This is a genomic window from uncultured Ferrimonas sp. (assembly GCF_947489035.1).
Classification (GTDB): domain Bacteria; phylum Pseudomonadota; class Gammaproteobacteria; order Enterobacterales; family Shewanellaceae; genus Ferrimonas.
The window spans coordinates 25,253-41,781 of record NZ_CANLCI010000007.1; the positions used below are offsets into that span (position 1 = coordinate 25,253).

Sequence of the window (16,529 nt, forward strand, 5' to 3'; positions counted from 1 at the left end):
GCGATTGCATAACAGTTATTTTTAGGATGGATCAATGAAAAGAGCGGTCATTACTGGGATCGGCGTGATCTCCAGTATCGGCAACAACGCCGACGAAGTGACAGAGTCACTGCGCGCTGGGCGTAGCGGCATCAATTACTCCGAGCAATTTGAAGAGCTGGGATTACGGAGCCGTGTTTGGGGCGATCTGAAGATCAACCCTGCCGAGCACATCGACCGTAAAGTGATGCGTTTTATGGGGGATGCAGCTGCATACGCTTATTTGGCGATGGAGCAGGCGATCGAAGATGCCAAGCTGTCGCCAGAGCAAGTCAGCAACCCTCGCACCGGCATTGTGGCCGGTTGTGGTGGCGCGTCGTCACTCAACCAGGTTCAGGCGGCGGATACCCTGCGTGCCAAAGGCGTGCGCCGCGTTGGCCCATACTTGGTGCCACGGATCATGTCTTCAACGGCATCGGCTTGTTTGGCCACGCCGTTTAAAATCAAAGGCATCAACTACTCCATCTCATCCGCTTGTGCCACCAGTGCTCACTGCATTGGCCACGCGGTTGAGCAGATCCAGCTAGGCAAACAAGACGTGATTTTTGCTGGCGGTTCCGAAGAACTGCATTGGACTCTGGCGATGGGCTTTGATGGCATGGGCGCGTTGTCGACTAAGTACAACGACGATCCAACCAAGGCATCCCGTACCTACGACACCGAGCGCGATGGTTTCGTGATCTCCGGTGGCGGCGGCATGGTGGTGGTTGAAGAGCTGGAACACGCGCTGGCTCGTGGGGCTCACATCTACGCTGAAATCGTCGGTTACGGTGCTAACTCCGATGGCATGGACATGGTTGCCCCATCTGGCGAAGGCGCAGTACGCTGCATGAACATCGCTCTGGCAGAAGCCAAGGCCGCCGGTGCTGGCAAGGTGCAATACCTGAACACCCACGGCACCTCAACGCCGGTGGGCGACACCAAAGAGCTGGGCGCCATCAATGAAGTGTTTGGTGGCGACATGCCGCTGATCAGCGCCACCAAAGCGATGACCGGCCACGCGCTTGGCGCGGCAGGGGTACACGAAGCGATTTACAGCTTGTTGATGATGAAGCACGGTTTTGTTGCGCCAAGCATCAACGTTGAGCAGCTGGATGAAAAAGCCGAAGGCATGCCGATTGTAACGGAAGCCAAGGACGTGCAACTGGATACCGTTATGAGCAACAGCTTTGGTTTCGGTGGCACCAATGCGGCGTTGATCTTCAACCGCTATAAGTAAACGCCCTTCGGGCATTACTGCAACAGGCTCGGGCTGCGTCCCGGGCCTGTTTTGGTTTACACTGCGCTATCTTTTTTGCCTGCCAAACCTCGCCAATGAATATTGTTGCTGATGAAAACATGGCCGCCCTAACGCCGTTGTTCGCGCCGTTAGGTGCCATCACCGCTTTACCCGGGCGCGACATCACCGCCGCCACCGTCGATCCCAATACCACCGCGTTACTGTTGCGTTCGGTGACAAAGGTCAATGCCGCCCTTTTAGACGCGCTGCCGCAGCTGTCGTTTGTGGGCACTGCTACCATCGGCACCGATCACCTTGATCTGGCTGAGCTGGAACGTCGCAACATCCGTTGGAGTAACGCCCCAGGCTGTAATGCACAGGGAGTGGGTGAATACGTGCTGTCGGCGTTGTTGTGTTTGGCGGAATCGAGCCAAGAATCCCTGCGTGATAAAACCATCGGCATCGTTGGCTTGGGGAATACCGGTAGTGCGGTTGAGCGTCGTCTTAATGCGTTAGGCTGCAAATTGATGCGCTGCGATCCACCGCGACAGCAGCGGGGCGATGCGGGCGAATGGCATTCTTTGCAGCAACTGATCCAGCACTGCGACGTGCTGACGCTGCACGTGCCGCTGCAAGCCGATACGTTTTATTTACTGGATAATCAGCAACTGCGTGCCTTGGCAGCAAACTGCTGGCTAATCAATGCCAGTCGTGGTGAAGTGATTAATAATCGTGCGTTGGTTGAGATTAAGCAGCAACGACCGCAACTGCGGTTAGCCTTAGATGTGTGGGAGAACGAGCCGACGCCGCTGCCTGAATTAGTGGCCTTGGCTGACATTGCCACACCGCACATTGCCGGTTATTCGGTGGAAGGCAAGATCCGCGGCAGCCAGATGTTACACCAAGCGTTACTGCAGTCGCAGCAGCAAGAGCAGCCGTCAACGCCGTCATTGGCGCAATTAATGACCGAAGCGCCGTTGCCAACGCAAAAAACACCGCTGCAGTTAACGCAATCGTGGCTGCATCAGACCTGCCGCTCGGTGTATGATCTGCTGGCTGAAGATAAGTTATTTCGCGCGGCGTTGCCGTTAGGCTTCGACGCCCGCCGTAAAGCCAATCTGGCGCGGCGAGAATTTAGTGCTCTGGGGTTGCACTGTGCCGATAGCGGCATGGCGCAACAGCTGAGTGAGTTGGGTTTCACCTTAGAAGAGAAGATCAATCATGGCATATAACATTGCGGTATTGGGTGCCACTGGCGCAGTCGGTCAAACAATGATCGAAATATTGGCCGAGCGTGAGTTTCCAGTAACAAAACTGTACCCGCTGGCCAGCAGCAACAGCGTCGGCAAAACCGTTAGCTTTAACGGTGAAACGCTGGATGTGATTGATGTGGAAACCTTTGACTGGAGCAGCGTTGAAATTGCGCTGTTCAGTGCTGGCGGTAGCGTATCGGAAAAATGGGCGCCTATCGCCGCCGATGCGGGTTGTGTGGTGATTGATAACACCAGCCACTTCCGTAACGATCCTGAGATCCCACTGGTGGTGCCAGAAGTAAACCCATACGCCTTGGCTGAGTTTCGTAACCGCAACATTATCGCCAACCCAAACTGTTCAACCATTCAGATGGTGGTGGCGTTGAAGCCGCTGCATGACCAGTTTGGCATTGAACGCATTAACGTAGCCACTTACCAGTCGGTATCCGGTGCTGGCCGCAGCGCCATTGAAGAGTTGGCGAAGCAGTGCAGTGCCTTACTGAGCGGGCAACAGGCCAAAGCAGAAACGTTTGAGCATCAAATTGCGTTCAACGTATTGCCAAAAATTGACCAATTCATGGACAACGGTTACACCCGTGAAGAGATGAAGATGGTGTGGGAAACCCAAAAAATCTTTGGTGATGCCTCCATTCAGGTCAATGCAACGGCGGTACGAGTGCCGGTATTCTACGGTCACGCTGAAGCGATTCACTTAGAAACACGCCAGCCAACCACCGCTGAAGAAGCAAAAAGCCTGTTAGAGCAAGCCGATGGCATCAGCTTGTTGGCCGACGACGAAGACTACCCAACTCCGTTTGGGGACGCGCAGGGGAACGATGACGTTTATGTGGGGCGTGTGCGTCAGGATCTGTCCCATCCACACGGTTTGAACCTGTGGGTAGTGGCGGATAATATCCGTAAAGGCGCGGCATTAAACTCGGTGCAAATCGCTGAGCTTCTTATCCGCGACTATCTGTAATATCCTGAAATAACACTAAAAAGAAAAAACAGGGGCGTGGCCCCTGTTTTACTGTGGAAATACTGCCCAATGAGTCACAACCATCGTCGCGCCACGGGCGCCATGCTGCTAACAGCATTGCTGTTTAGCGCCGCCTTGCCGGCACAAACATTATTGATCTCTGGCCCCGATGGCCAAGTTCAAGTGGAAGACCAAGCGTTGGGGCAGTACGGACCAACCAAGCGCAACGATACCCTGTGGCGCATTGCAACCGAAGTACGGCCAGATACGGATCTGACCGTTTATCAGGTGATGCAGGCATTGTTTGATGCCAACCCCCATGCCTTTACCGCCGATAACTTTAACTCGCTGGAACGCAACCACACCCTAACGGTGCCAACCCGCGATGTGATTCAAAGTTACCCCGCCAGTGACGCCAAAGCGCGAGCCAAAAACCACGACAGTGATTGGCAGGGCACACCGGCTGCGAGTAAGCCACAACCGGCCACCAAGCCGCAAGCCCAGAACCAAGCCGTGGCGCAGCCACAGGTAACCGAACAACTATCGCAACTGCAGCAAGAAAATAAACGCCTGCAGAGTGATTTAGATAACCAGAAAGAAGCGGTGTTTCAGCTGCAAAATTTGCGCGCAGAGCTGGATGCCAATGCCGATGAAATGGCGCTAATGGTGCAGCAAAATGCGATGTTGCAACGGCAGATGGAACAGTTGTCGAAAGAGTTAGCGATGCTGCAAAGTGCGCTGGACGAGCAGCAAAACCTCAACCGCACCTTAGAGCAAGAGCTGGACAATCAGCGTTTTAATCAGCCGCAAGTGGCCAGCACCAGCCCCGTTGTGAATGAACCCGAGCCAGAGCAGATGCCTTCGTTTTGGCAAGAGCTCGGCAGCAACACCTTGGTGTTGGTGCTCTTAGGTTCCATTCCGGTATTAGTGGCGATGGCGATCTTTATGATCTGGAATAATCGACGCCACCGGCCAATTTCAGCCAACCCGATTAAAGATGGTGAAATGATCGCGCCGATCTCCACTCCGGCTGATCCATTAACTGAAATGGTGCCAGAGATGCCAGCCAACGTGCAGGCGGCGCAAGCGGCAACTCCACCGCCGCCTCCAGCGGCTTCGGCGCCTGTAGCACCGGCTGCCAGTGAGGAAGCGGGCATTCAATTGGATGGCGATTTAGGTGAAGGCGACATCTTATCGCTGGATGAACTGCTGCAAGACACCGAATTAACGGCACCAGATGCTGATCATGTGTTCAGTGACAGCAGCAGCTTTGATGAAATTCTGGCCACCGCCAACGCCGAAGTGGAATCGGTGTTAACCCCAAGCGAAACGCCAGAGACAACCAGTGGCGGCAGCCCAGATACCTTTGGCAGTGACGACTTTATCGACATCGATAAGTTGCTGGCGGAAAGCGAAAACGCCCCAAGCCCAGATCCGAGCGTAGAAGCCGACACCATTGCGCCCTTAACCGATCCGGTCAGCGACGATGGCGGTTATAACGCCAAGCTTGATTTAGCCCGAGCCTACATCGAGATTGAAGACGTAGACAGCGCCAAAGCGTTGCTGAAAGAGGTGGAAGCGGAAGGCAACGACGCCCAACGCAAAGAAGCCGCATTGCTGCTTGAGCAGCTATGATAGAAACCGCAAAACACCACGGCAGCCTAAGGGCTGCCGTTTTTTTTCCCTACGGCCAGCGGTATACTCCGCGCCTAGATTTTTTATGAGGCAGAAACATGCGGATTGCATTGGGTGTTGAATACGACGGCCACGGTTACTTTGGCTGGCAAAAACAGCGGGAAGTGATTGGGGTACAACAGCGCGTAGAAGAGGCGATTGCTAAAGTTGCCAACCATCCGGTGGAAGTGGTGTGTGCTGGCCGAACCGATGCCGGTGTGCATGGCACCGGCCAAGTGGTGCATTTTGATGCTCAGTTTGACCGCCGTCCGGCGGCGTGGACCTTAGGCTTGAACGCCAATCTGCCGGATAACATCGCCGTGCGCTGGGCTCAGCCGGTATCGGATGACTTTCACGCCCGTTTTAGCGCCACGGCCCGTCGTTATCGCTACGTGATCTACAATCACCGCCTGCGCTCGGGGATCCTGCGCCACGGCGTTAGCCACTACTACCACCAGTTGGATGAAAAGCTGATGGAAGAAGCGGGTCAGGCGCTGTTGGGCGAGAACGACTTTACCTCGTTCCGCGCCATCCAGTGCCAATCGCATAGCCCATGGCGTAACCTGCATCATCTTCACGTTGATCGCTTTGGGGAATACATTGTGGTCGACATTAAAGCCAACGCCTTTGTGCATCACATGGTGCGTAATATCGTGGGATCACTGCTGGAAGTTGGCATGGGTAACAAGCCCAAAGAGTGGATTGCCGAACTGCTGGCGGCGAAAAACCGCGACATTGCCGGTGCCACCGCGAAGGCGGAAGGGCTGTATTTAGTGGCAGTGGATTATCCGCAAGAGTTTGGTTTGCCGCAAAGTGCCCCTGGGCCATTATTTTTGCCAGATAGCCTGCGCTAAATTGCAACGAACTGGTAACGAACAGGTCCGCCAAGCGCGGATTTGGTCGGGTACGACCAGTTTTCGTTAGAAGCCCATAAAGGCTTATGGTTTAATGACCGCTATTCTCTGTCAATGCCGACAGAAACTCGCCTGCAAGGCCATGTTAGCCGTAGTGAATATGCCCTACCATGCGACGAAAACGTCGCCAACATGGTCGAAATTGCCTAGATGGAGACAAGGCCACAATGAGTTGGTTAACAAAGATCTTGCCGAAGAGCCAAGCCGTTTCGGATCGTCGACGTAGCGTGCCTGAAGGCGTTTGGAGCAAGTGTACCGAATGTGATCAGATCCTGTACCGAGCCGAGCTGGCGCGTAATCTTGAGGTTTGTCCTAAGTGTGACAACCACATGCGCATCAACGCCCGCGAGCGTCTGCTGAAGTTGCTGGATAAAGACAGCAGCCAAGAGCTGGGTGCAGAATTAGAGCCGCAGGATATCCTCAAATTCCGCGACTCCAAAAAATACAAAGACCGCATCAGCCAGGCCACCAAGAACAGTGGTGAAAAAGACGCCCTGATCGCCATGCGTGGTGAATTGCAGGGAATGACCGTGGTGGCCGTGTCGTTTGAGTTTGCCTACATGGGCGGCTCAATGGCATCGGTTGTTGGCGCACGCTTTGTTCGTGCCGTTGATGTGGCGCTCAAAGAGAACATTCCGCTGATCTGTTTCTCTGCCAGTGGCGGTGCCCGCATGCAAGAGGCGCTGTTCTCGCTGATGCAGATGGCCAAAACCTCGGCAGCGCTGGCAAAAATGCGCGAACGTGGGATCCCTTACATCAGCGTTCTGACCGATCCCACCATGGGCGGCGTATCAGCCAGCCTAGCGATGTTGGGCGATCTGAACATCGCAGAGCCCAAAGCTCTTATCGGCTTTGCTGGCCCGCGAGTGATTGAACAAACCGTGCGTGAAAAACTGCCAGAAGGGTTCCAGCGCAGTGAGTTCTTGCTGGAAAAAGGCGCCATCGACATGATTGTTGATCGTCGCGAGATGCGCGACACCTTGGCGCGGGTACTGGCTAAGTTTACCCACCAAGCCCCGGTGGCCACCCCAGACGACGAACTGAGCGAAGATACCGCTCCTGAGATCGCCGCTGAATGAGTCCTCGACTCACTGCCAACCACTCCCTAGCGGAGTGGTTGGAACACATCCTTGCGTTACACCCCTCTGAAATTGACCTTGGTCTTGATCGTCTGCGGCATGTTGCCCAGCGAATGGCATTACTGTCGCTGCCTAACAGCACCGTGATCACCGTGGCTGGTACCAATGGCAAAGGCACCAGCTGCGCTTTGTTGGAGCAGATCCTATCCCAAGCCGGTTACCGTGTTGGGGTGTTCAGCTCGCCGCACATTGAACGCTATAACGAGCGGGTGCGGATCGATGGCCAAGAGTTACCGGATCAAGCGCACGTTGATGCCTTTAACGCCATCGCCAGCGCACAGCAACGCACCAGTCTGACCTTCTTTGAATATTCCGCTTTAGGGGCGCTGTGGCTGTTTGCCCAGCACCAACCCGACGTGGTGCTATTGGAAGTGGGTCTGGGTGGCCGTCTGGATGCCACCAATGTGATTGATACCGATTTGGCGCTGATCACCACCATCGATTTGGATCACCAAGAGTATCTTGGTGACAGTCGCGACAGCGTGGCAGTGGAAAAAGCGGGGATCATGCGAGCGAATACCCCAGCCGTTTGCGGCGATCCCAAGCCGCCACAAACGTTGTTCGATGCCGCCAAGCAGCACCAAGCGGATTTGCTGTGCCGAGATCGTGATTTCAGCGTTACGCGTACCGACACCACCTGGCAGCTGCAACTGGGTTCACAGCAGTGGCAACAACTGCCGCTGCCGGCCATTCCTCTGGATAACGCTGCCGCCGTGGTGGTGGCGTTGCAACAGCTGCCACTGGCTATCAGCGATGCCGCTATTCGCGCGGGGTTGGCGCAAGTGTCCGTACCAGGGCGGTTAGAGCGACTGGGCAACAATTTGGTGTTAGACGTTGCCCACAATCCCCAAGCCGCACGCTATTTAGCGCAGTGGCTGCAACAGCAGCAGGCCAGTAAGGTGATTGCGGTGTGCGCCATGTTGGGCGATAAAGACATGCGTAACAGTGTGGCGCCGCTGCTGCCGTTGGTGGATAGCTGGTATACCGCGCCGTTGAATGTGCCGCGGGCTGCGGATGCCGCCACCATGCAGCAACTGTTGCCGCAAGCGATCTGCTGTGATTCAGTCGCTGCCGCCATTGAACAAGCCTGCGCTGTGGCGCGGGAGACCGATCTGGTGATTTTATTCGGCTCCTTTTACACTGTGGCGCAAGCGAAACAGTATTGGCGTCAAAGGAGATAAGCGTGGCGAGTGCTTTTCAAAATCGACTCGTTGGCACGGTTGTGCTGGTGGCTGTGGCGGTATTGGTGCTGCCAGAGATCTTAGATGGTGAAAAAGCCACCTTTGAGCAACAGTTTGCGACCATTCCATTGCGCCCATCGGTGGCGGTGGCTGAGGTGTCTGCCGTGGCGATCCCAGCCCAGCAAAACAAACCGACTTGGCAGATTGAACCGGATGAGCCAAGCAGCGAAGCTAAGGCGAAGCCAAGTGCGGCTGCGTCCGACGCAACCACCAAGCCAAAGATCAGCAAACCTGCGGTGAAACCGGTGCCCAAGCCAATTAAGGCGGGCTGGAGCGTGCGTCTTGGCAGCTTTAAAAATGCCGCCAACGTCAATCGACTAGTTGCCAAGCTGCGACAACAGCAGTTTCCGGCTTACACCATTCCTGCTAAACCGGTGGATGGCCAACTTACCGTGGTGTTCGTTGGGCCTGAAATTGATCAAAAACGGCTGCAGCGGATGCGCGCCGACTTAGCGAAAAAAGTCGATATCACTGGTAAAATTGTGCCCTACGATCCATTACAACTGTAATGACGTAATAGATAAAAGCTCGCTACGGCGGGCTTTTATTTTGGGTGAGAAACATCAAAGGGTTTGCTACCATTGCGCCCAAAATAATGGACTGATTTTGGTTCCTATGCTTTGGATTGATTACACCATCTTGGCCATCATTGGCCTGTCTGTACTGATTAGCCTTGTGCGCGGTTTTGCGCGAGAAGCGATGTCGTTAGTCGTGTGGATTGGTGCCTTCTTTATTGCCAGCAACTTCTATCAAGATCTGGCGGTATTCCTTACCCAAATCGACGATGTCACCCTGCGTTCTGGCGCGGCGGCGGCCATCCTCTTTATTGCCACCCTGATCCTCGGTGCGCTTGTGAACTACCTTATTGGCCAACTGGTCGATAAAACCGGTTTAAGCGGCACCGACCGTTTGCTTGGTGCCTGTTTTGGTGCCTTGCGCGGCGTATTAGTAGTGTCAGCGTTGCTGTTTTTCTTAGACACCTTTACTGGCGCGTCAGATGCCAGCTGGTGGGGGGATTCGCAACTTATCCCCGAGTTCAAAGTCGTTATTCAATGGTTCTTTGAACACCTAGAACAGTCATCGAGTTTCATCAACAAGGCAGGGTAACCTGCCTTATTTATACCTATAAGAAAAACCCTAAATAGAACATCGACCTTTGTGAGGACTTTAAACCATGTGTGGTATTGTCGGGATAGTTGGACACGCCCCGGTCAATCAGCTGATTTATGATGCCCTGACCGTTTTGCAACACCGCGGCCAAGACGCCGCCGGCATCGTAACCGTTGACGATCAAGCCTTCCGCCTACGTAAAGCCAATGGCCTAGTGAAAGATGTGTTTGAAATTAAACACATGCATCGTCTGCAAGGGAACACCGGTTTAGGCCATGTCCGTTACCCTACCGCAGGCAGCGCCAGTTCGTCGGAAGCGCAGCCGTTTTACGTTAACTCACCGTTTGGGATCTCCTTAGCCCACAACGGCAACCTTACCAATTACCGCGAACTGATCGCGTCGATGGCGACCATGCGCCGTCACATCAACACCACCTCTGATTCTGAATTGATGCTGAACGTCTTAGCCCACGAACTGCAAAAATTCGACACTCTCAAGCCAACGCCAGCGCAGATCTTTACTGCGGTCAGTAAGTTGCACCAGCAGGTGCGCGGCGCTTACGCCTCGGTGGCGTTGGTGATCGGCATCGGCTTGGTGGCGTTTCGCGATCCCTTTGGCATTCGTCCGTTGGTGCTGGGGCGTAAGATCACCGACGCTGGTACCGAATACATGGTGGCGTCTGAATCGGTCGCGCTGGATGCTTCTGGCTTTGAGACCATGCGCGATGTGGCACCGGGTGAAGCGATCTTTGTTGATTTTGATGGCAACCTGCACACCGAACAGTGCGCCCATAATCCGCAACACGTGCCATGTATCTTTGAATACGTTTATTTTGCCCGCCCAGACTCCACCATGGATGGCATTTCAGTGTATGGCAGCCGCGTTAACATGGGTCGCAAACTTGGCGCGAAGATCAAACGCGAATGGGAAGAACACGACATCGATGTGGTGATCCCAATCCCTGAAACCTCTTGCGATATTGCCCTGCAGATCGCCAACGAATTGGATCTGCCCTACCGCCAAGGTTTCGTGAAGAACCGTTACATTGGCCGTACCTTTATTATGCCGGGGCAGGTCGAGCGGAAGAAATCGGTGCGCCGTAAACTCAACGCTATAGGCGCGGAATTTAAAGGCAAGAATGTGCTGCTGGTGGACGACTCCATTGTGCGGGGCACCACTTCAGAGCAGATCATCGAGATGGCCCGTGAAGCGGGGGCGAACAAGGTCTATTTTGCCTCTGCCGCCCCTGAAATTCGTTTCCCGAACGTTTATGGCATCGACATGCCAAGCCCGAACGAGCTGATCGCCCATGGCCGTGAAGTGGATCAAATTCGCGATCACATTGGTGCCGATGGTCTGATCTATCAAGACATTGCCGATCTGGAAGCGGCCGTGCGTGAAGGCAACCCAAACATTGCCCATTTTGAAACCTCGGTGTTTAGTGGCCGTTACGTAACCAACGATGTTGATCAGCGCTACTTGGATCAATTGAATGAATCACGTAACGACAACGCCAAAACCGCCGGGGCGGGCGAGCAAAGCAGCAACCTAGAGATCCATAATGTCTGTCACCCATAACCGGGAATAGGCCATAAAAAACGCCGCGGCTCTGCCGCGGCGTTTTGCTATCTGTTTGGCTGGCTCGACCAACGCTGGATCAAGGTTGGTGGTTCAGTCAGCCGCTTTAACCGATGTAAGAAGGGCCAAAGCCGTGGCCCCATAAAATCACCGAACCGGCCATCAGCGCCACCAGCAGCACTAAGCCGCAGGTCACCACCGAACTGGCGTAGATAAAGCCACGCTCTTCAGGGATGTTCATGATGATCGGTACGCCGGAATACAGTAAATAAACCGAATAGGCGATGGCGGCAAGGGCGGCCATCATCACAAACCACAGCACCGGATAAAGTGCAGCAAAGCCGACCATGAACATCGGTGTAGCGGTGTAGGCGGCCAGTTCCAGCGCTTGGGAAAAGTCAGGTTTAGCCCCAAAGGTTTTTGCCATCCAGTGGGTGAGGTAAGCCAGCGCAAAAACCCCCGCGATTAGGCCAACGTACATGGCCAACGCCATTATTTGTGCGCTTTGTTGGGTTAAGCGAATGGGCTCGCCTGCGCCAATAGACCAACCGATGTGGGCGGTGGCAAAATAGCTACAGATGCTGGGGATCAGCGCGATGATGAGGATGTGGGTCAGGCTGGAATTAATGCCTTCGTGGCTGCGCTCGATGGATTTCCACTCTTGGCGTGGATGCGCGTACAGACCCCATAGATGGTTCAAAATCATAGTTATCGTCCTTTTTTATCTGGTCACTCTTGGTGTCGATACCGCAGACAAAACAACTACTGTGCACCTCTAGTTATTGGTGATCATCAAACCCGAGTCAAGCACTACCTGAATACGAGTACTGCGGTGATATGGCATTTCGATTATTTTTTAAGGATAGAAGCAGATGGAATCACTGTTGCAGCCAATCCGTACTTTTTTACACACCACCACGCCTGCGGCGTGGCTGGCGCAAGTGCCGCAGCAACAACAGGTGTTGCTGGTGGATCATGCCAATTGCGAATTGAAGGCTGCTCAGGCGGCGGTGCGGATCTTGAAATTATATGGGCCAACCGAGTTATCGCAGCAATGCCTGAACTACCTAAAACCCTATGAGGATGTGGCTTACGGCCGGATCCCGGTGGAACGCTTTTTGGCGATGCGGTTAGCACGGCCGACGTTCTCGAGTGATCACTCCCCGATGGTGGAAAAGCTGCTGCTGTTAATTCGCGAAGAGTTACACCATTTTCATCAGGTGCTAACCATCATGGCGGCCAGAGGTGTGGCTTATCCTTATCAGTCTTCTTCGCGTTACGCGGCAACGCTGCACCGTGCTTGTCGCCACCACGAGCCACAACGGCAAATCGATATGTTGATTGTGGGAGCCTATATCGAAGCGCGATCTTGCGAACGTTTTGCGGCGATGGTGCCGTACATTGATGAAGAACTGGGGGCGTTTTACACGTCGTTGTTACGATCTGAAGCGCGCCACTTTGAGGATTACCTGCAGTTGGCGCAGCAATTAAGTGATGAGCCCATTGACGAACGAGTTACTGAATTTGGCCGTTTGGAAGCGCAGTTGATCGACTCAGTGGATGATTGTTATCGCTTTCACTCTGGGGTGGTACCGCTGGCCCAATAGGCTGGGCTACAGCGGTTGGCTGCGTAACTCGCAACCATCAGGGCGCAGCACCAATACGCTGTCTTGGTGGTACCAATCGCCAACCACCAAACGCTGCTTGTTCGCTGCCAAAGCGTGGATTGCAGGGCGGTGGGTGTGGCCGTGGATCATTTGGCTGGCGTGATGCTGGCACAGCATCTGTTCTACCGCACTGGCGGTTACATCCATGATCTCTTGGCTGAGCTGTTGGGTTTTTGCTTTGCTGCGGGCTCGGGCATCAGCGGCCATCCGTTGCCGTTTGCTTAAGGGCAGAATGCGCGCAAGCAATTTATACAGCCACCAGCGGCGGCGAAAGCGCTGATAGTCGTGATCCTCGGTGCAGAGCAGATCGCCATGCAAGATAACGGTGTTGATCCCGTACAGCTCAAGGCAATGGACTTCTGGCAACAGTTGCATGCCAGCACGACGAGCAAACCGTTGTCCGAGCAAAAAATCCCGGTTGCCGTTGCAAAAATAGATGGGCAGTTGGTGGCTGGCTTTAAGCAGCATGGCGGCGACAGCGTCGGTAAAATCATTGCGGTCGTCATCGCCAATCCAGGCTTCAAATAGATCGCCGACGATGTACAACGCATCAGCGCCCATTAGCTCAGTGTTCAGAAAGCGATGAAAAGCGGCAAGGATATCGGGGCGATCGGCGCTCAGGTGCAGATCGCCAATAAAAAGAGTGCGAGGGCCAGAACTGGCCCCCGCGGATTGAGCATTAACCTTCAACGGTTACGGTCTCAATGATCACCGCTTCCAGTGGCACATCTTGATGCATGCCGTGGTTGCCAGTGCTAACACCTTTGATCTTCTCAACGATGTCCATGCCTTCAACCACTTCGCCAAATACGCAGTAACCAAAGCCTTGCATGGATTCATTTTTGAAATCCAAGAAGGTGTTGTCGTTTACGTTCAGGAAAAACTGAGCGGTAGCGGAGTGTGGATCTGGGGTACGAGCCATGGCAACGGTACCGGTCTTGTTCGACAGGCCGTTAGACGCTTCGTTTTGAATGCCAGCGCCACAAGGCTTCTGCTGCATGTCGGCGTCGAAACCGCCACCTTGTACCATGAAACCGTCGATTACACGGTGGAAGATGGTGCCGTTGTAGAAGCCATCGTTGGCGTACTTCAGAAAGTTTTCAACGGTGATAGGCGCTTTTTCTGCGTTCAGTTGCAGTTTGATGTCGCCGTGATTGGTATGCAAAGTAACCATGTGGTCAGTCTCTTAGTGAATAAAGCAAGCGCAGAGTTTACCTAATCCCACCGACAGTAAAAAGGTGGTGGCTAGGGTGTTTGTCTAATCCTATGCAATCTTTTGCTGATTGGCTTTAAATCCCGCACTGGTGTCATGCCACCCTTTGCATTTGCATGATAGAATGCCGCTTTATATCTATTTTCAGTCTTCACGACCTAAGTAAGAGCGTAACGATGCTGCAGATCTATAACACCCTGACCAGACAGAAAGAGGAATTCAAACCAATACAACCCGGCAAAGTTGGGATGTATGTCTGTGGGGTAACCATCTACGACCGCTGTCATATCGGTCACGCTCGTACCTACATCGCCTTTGATAACGTGGTGCGCTACTTGCGTAGTAAAGGGTTGGAAGTGAACTACATCCGTAACATTACCGATGTGGACGACAAGATCATCAATCGCGCCGCCGAAAATGGCGAAAGCTGCGATGAACTGGTGGCGCGCTTTACCAAGCTAATGCACCAAGATTTTGATGCGCTGAATATGCTGCGCCCAGATATGGAGCCCACCGTAACTGGCCACATGCCAGAGATCATCGCCATCATTGAAAAACTGGTTAGTAAAGGCCACGCCTACCACGCCAGCAATGGTGATGTGCTGTTTGAAGTGAAAACCTTTGATGATTACGGCAAGCTGTCGAAGCAAGATCTGGAACAGCTGCAATCCGGCGCCCGTGTTGAAATCGACGGCGCGAAGCGCAATCCAATGGACTTTGTGTTGTGGAAAAGCGCCAAGCCAGGCGAGCCACAGTGGGATAGCCCGTGGGGCGCAGGCCGTCCGGGCTGGCACATTGAATGCTCCGCGATGAACGGCAAGCATCTGGGTGAAGTGTTCGACATTCATGGTGGCGGCAGCGACTTAATGTTCCCCCACCACGAAAACGAAGTGGCCCAGAGCTGCTGTGCCCATAACGGCGAGTACGTTAACTACTGGATGCACTCCGGCATGGTGCAGGTGAATAAAGAGAAAATGTCTAAATCCTTGGGCAACTTCTTCACCATCGGCGATGTATTAGAGCAATACGAAGCGGAATCGGTGCGTTACTTCTTGCTGTCTAGCCATTACCGCAGCCAGTTAAACTACTCGGAAGAGAACTTAGGTCAGGCTCACTCGGCGCTGGAGCGTTTATACACCGCGTTGCGCGGCGTAACTCCGGCGGCACAAGCTCAGTTGGATAATGATTATGTGGCGCGCTTTAACGCGGCCATGGACGACGACATCAACACCGCTGAAGTGCTTCCGGTGCTGTTTGAGTTAGCGCGTGAAATCAACACCTGCAAAGACAGCGATGACGAGAAAGCGTCTGAACTAGCGGCGTTGCTGTTGCACTTAGCTGGGATCATCGGCTTGTTGTACCAAGATCCAGAAGCGTTCTTGCAAGGTGGCGGTAACGACGACGAAGTGGCGCAGATTGAAGCGTGGATCAAGCAACGTAATGAAGCTCGTGCCAGCAAAGATTGGGGCAAGGCTGATGAAGCCCGCGATGCCTTGAATGCCATGGGCGTTGTGCTAGAAGACGGCACCAACGGCACCACATGGCGCCGTAAATAACACCTCTGCATCACAAAAAAACGCCCGCAACCTAAGGTTCGCGGGCGTTTTTGTTTTTCGGTGCAGCGGTTCACTTAGCGGTGGTACTGCTCGCACGCAAACAAAGTGTTTTCTAATAAACTGGCGATGGTCATGGGGCCAACACCGCCGGGCACAGGGGTAATGTAGCCCGCGCGTTGCTGCGCCACATCAAATTCAACATCACCAACCAGTTTGCCGTTCTCTAGGCGGTTGATGCCCACATCGATCACAATGGCGCCAGGCTTGATCCAATCACCGGGAATAAAGCCCGGCTTACCAACCGCCACAATTAACAGATCCGCTTGCTCAACATGATGACGCAGATCGGCAGTAAAGCGGTGGCAGGTGGTGGTGGTGCAGCCAGCCAGCAGCAACTCTAAGTTCATGGGCCGGCCAACAATGTTGGAGGCGCCAACCACCACGGCGTGCAGTCCTTGGGTACGAATGCCCGTAGAGCGCACTAAGGTCATGATCCCTTTCGGGGTGCAAGGGCTAAGCACGGGGATCCGCTGAGCCAAACGGCCAATATTGTAAGGGTGGAACCCATCCACGTCCTTATCTGGGTTGATGCGTTCAATCACTGCGGTGGTGTCGATGTGATCCGGCAGGGGCAACTGCACTAAGATCCCATCAATGTCGGTGGCGTCGTTTAATTCGTCAATTAACGCCAACAACTGATCCTGACGGGCGTGTTCCGGCAGATCAAAGCTACGGGAAACGTAGCCCACCTGTTCGCAGGCGCGGCGTTTGCTATTGACGTACACCGCCGAAGCCGGATCTTGGCCAACCAAGATAACCGCAAGGCCAGGCGCACGCTTACCGTCAGCGATGCGCCGTTCGGTTTGCAGTTTGAGATGATCACGTACTTCCGCGGCAATTCCTTTGCCATCAATGATCTGAGCAGTCATTTTATTCCAGTGCTATG

Annotated in this window: 16 protein-coding genes; 12 read left to right on the forward strand and 4 right to left on the reverse strand. The window is 54.0% G+C overall.

Features of this window, described 5'->3' with window-relative positions; all coding sequences use genetic code 11:
- Positions 1-34 precede the first annotated feature (34 nt).
- From fabB to purF, 10 genes are all read left to right on the forward strand, one after another.
- On the forward strand, positions 35-1,258 hold the full coding sequence (gene fabB / locus Q0796_RS06200; protein WP_298441182.1) for a beta-ketoacyl-ACP synthase I: 1,224 nt from the start codon (positions 35-37) through the stop codon (positions 1,256-1,258).
- Between the two features lie 95 nt (positions 1,259-1,353).
- Positions 1,354-2,490, forward strand: a complete 1,137-nt coding sequence (locus Q0796_RS06205; RefSeq protein WP_298441183.1) for a 4-phosphoerythronate dehydrogenase — start codon at positions 1,354-1,356, stop codon at positions 2,488-2,490.
- Positions 2,480-3,490 carry an aspartate-semialdehyde dehydrogenase gene (locus tag Q0796_RS06210; RefSeq protein ID WP_298441185.1) on the forward strand — a complete coding sequence of 337 codons (1,011 nt, stop codon included), beginning with the start codon at positions 2,480-2,482 and terminating at the stop codon, positions 3,488-3,490. Before Q0796_RS06205 ends, Q0796_RS06210 begins: the two co-directional genes overlap by 11 nt.
- 69 nt (positions 3,491-3,559) lie before the next feature.
- A complete protein-coding gene (locus Q0796_RS06215) occupies positions 3,560-5,125 on the forward strand; it encodes a FimV/HubP family polar landmark protein (RefSeq protein WP_298441187.1) in 1,566 nt (521 codons plus the stop codon).
- 98 nt (positions 5,126-5,223) lie between these two features.
- Positions 5,224-6,018, forward strand: a complete 795-nt coding sequence (gene truA / locus Q0796_RS06220; RefSeq protein ID WP_298441189.1) for a tRNA pseudouridine(38-40) synthase TruA — start codon at positions 5,224-5,226, stop codon at positions 6,016-6,018.
- Positions 6,019-6,245: 227 nt separating this feature from the next.
- Complete coding sequence (accD, locus tag Q0796_RS06225; protein ID WP_298441192.1) at positions 6,246-7,157, forward strand: acetyl-CoA carboxylase, carboxyltransferase subunit beta; 912 nt, start codon at positions 6,246-6,248, stop codon at positions 7,155-7,157.
- Positions 7,154-8,398 (forward strand): bifunctional tetrahydrofolate synthase/dihydrofolate synthase, encoded by a 1,245-nt coding sequence (gene folC / locus Q0796_RS06230; RefSeq protein WP_298441194.1) that lies wholly within the window; start codon positions 7,154-7,156, stop codon positions 8,396-8,398. The genes accD and folC overlap by 4 nt, the downstream gene beginning before the upstream one ends.
- Positions 8,399-8,400: 2 nt before the next feature.
- On the forward strand, positions 8,401-8,967 hold the full coding sequence (locus tag Q0796_RS06235) for an SPOR domain-containing protein (protein ID WP_298441195.1): 567 nt from the start codon (positions 8,401-8,403) through the stop codon (positions 8,965-8,967).
- Between the two features lie 106 nt (positions 8,968-9,073).
- Positions 9,074-9,565 carry a CvpA family protein gene (locus Q0796_RS06240; RefSeq protein WP_298441197.1) on the forward strand — a complete coding sequence of 164 codons (492 nt, stop codon included), beginning with the start codon at positions 9,074-9,076 and terminating at the stop codon, positions 9,563-9,565.
- A gap of 67 nt (positions 9,566-9,632) precedes the next feature.
- A complete protein-coding gene (gene purF / locus Q0796_RS06245; protein WP_298441199.1) occupies positions 9,633-11,147 on the forward strand; it encodes an amidophosphoribosyltransferase in 1,515 nt (504 codons plus the stop codon).
- A 106-nt stretch (positions 11,148-11,253) separates the two neighbouring features.
- Here purF and Q0796_RS06250 read toward each other — a convergent pair whose 3' ends face one another.
- Positions 11,254-11,853, reverse strand: coding sequence for a Yip1 family protein (locus Q0796_RS06250; protein ID WP_298441201.1), 600 nt, complete (start codon positions 11,851-11,853; stop codon positions 11,254-11,256).
- A 166-nt stretch (positions 11,854-12,019) separates the two neighbouring features.
- On the opposite strand from Q0796_RS06250, the gene miaE reads away from it, so the two are divergent.
- A complete protein-coding gene (gene miaE, locus Q0796_RS06255; RefSeq protein WP_298441204.1) occupies positions 12,020-12,754 on the forward strand; it encodes a tRNA isopentenyl-2-thiomethyl-A-37 hydroxylase MiaE in 735 nt (244 codons plus the stop codon).
- A gap of 6 nt (positions 12,755-12,760) precedes the next feature.
- Here miaE and Q0796_RS06260 read toward each other — a convergent pair whose 3' ends face one another.
- Both Q0796_RS06260 and Q0796_RS06265 read right to left on the reverse strand, forming a co-directional pair.
- On the reverse strand, positions 12,761-13,504 hold the full coding sequence (locus Q0796_RS06260) for a UDP-2,3-diacylglucosamine diphosphatase (protein WP_298441206.1): 744 nt from the start codon (positions 13,502-13,504) through the stop codon (positions 12,761-12,763).
- Positions 13,494-13,988 (reverse strand): peptidylprolyl isomerase, encoded by a 495-nt coding sequence (locus Q0796_RS06265; RefSeq protein ID WP_298441207.1) that lies wholly within the window; start codon positions 13,986-13,988, stop codon positions 13,494-13,496. Before Q0796_RS06265 ends, Q0796_RS06260 begins: the two co-directional genes overlap by 11 nt.
- Positions 13,989-14,203: 215 nt before the next feature.
- Here Q0796_RS06265 and cysS point away from each other — a divergent pair, with 215 nt between their 5' ends.
- Positions 14,204-15,583, forward strand: coding sequence for a cysteine--tRNA ligase (gene cysS / locus Q0796_RS06270; protein WP_298441209.1), 1,380 nt, complete (start codon positions 14,204-14,206; stop codon positions 15,581-15,583).
- Positions 15,584-15,657: 74 nt separating this feature from the next.
- Here the strand turns inward: cysS and folD are convergent, their stop codons facing one another.
- Positions 15,658-16,512 carry a bifunctional methylenetetrahydrofolate dehydrogenase/methenyltetrahydrofolate cyclohydrolase FolD gene (gene folD / locus Q0796_RS06275; RefSeq protein WP_298441211.1) on the reverse strand — a complete coding sequence of 285 codons (855 nt, stop codon included), beginning with the start codon at positions 16,510-16,512 and terminating at the stop codon, positions 15,658-15,660.
- Between the last annotated feature and the right edge of the window lie 17 nt (positions 16,513-16,529).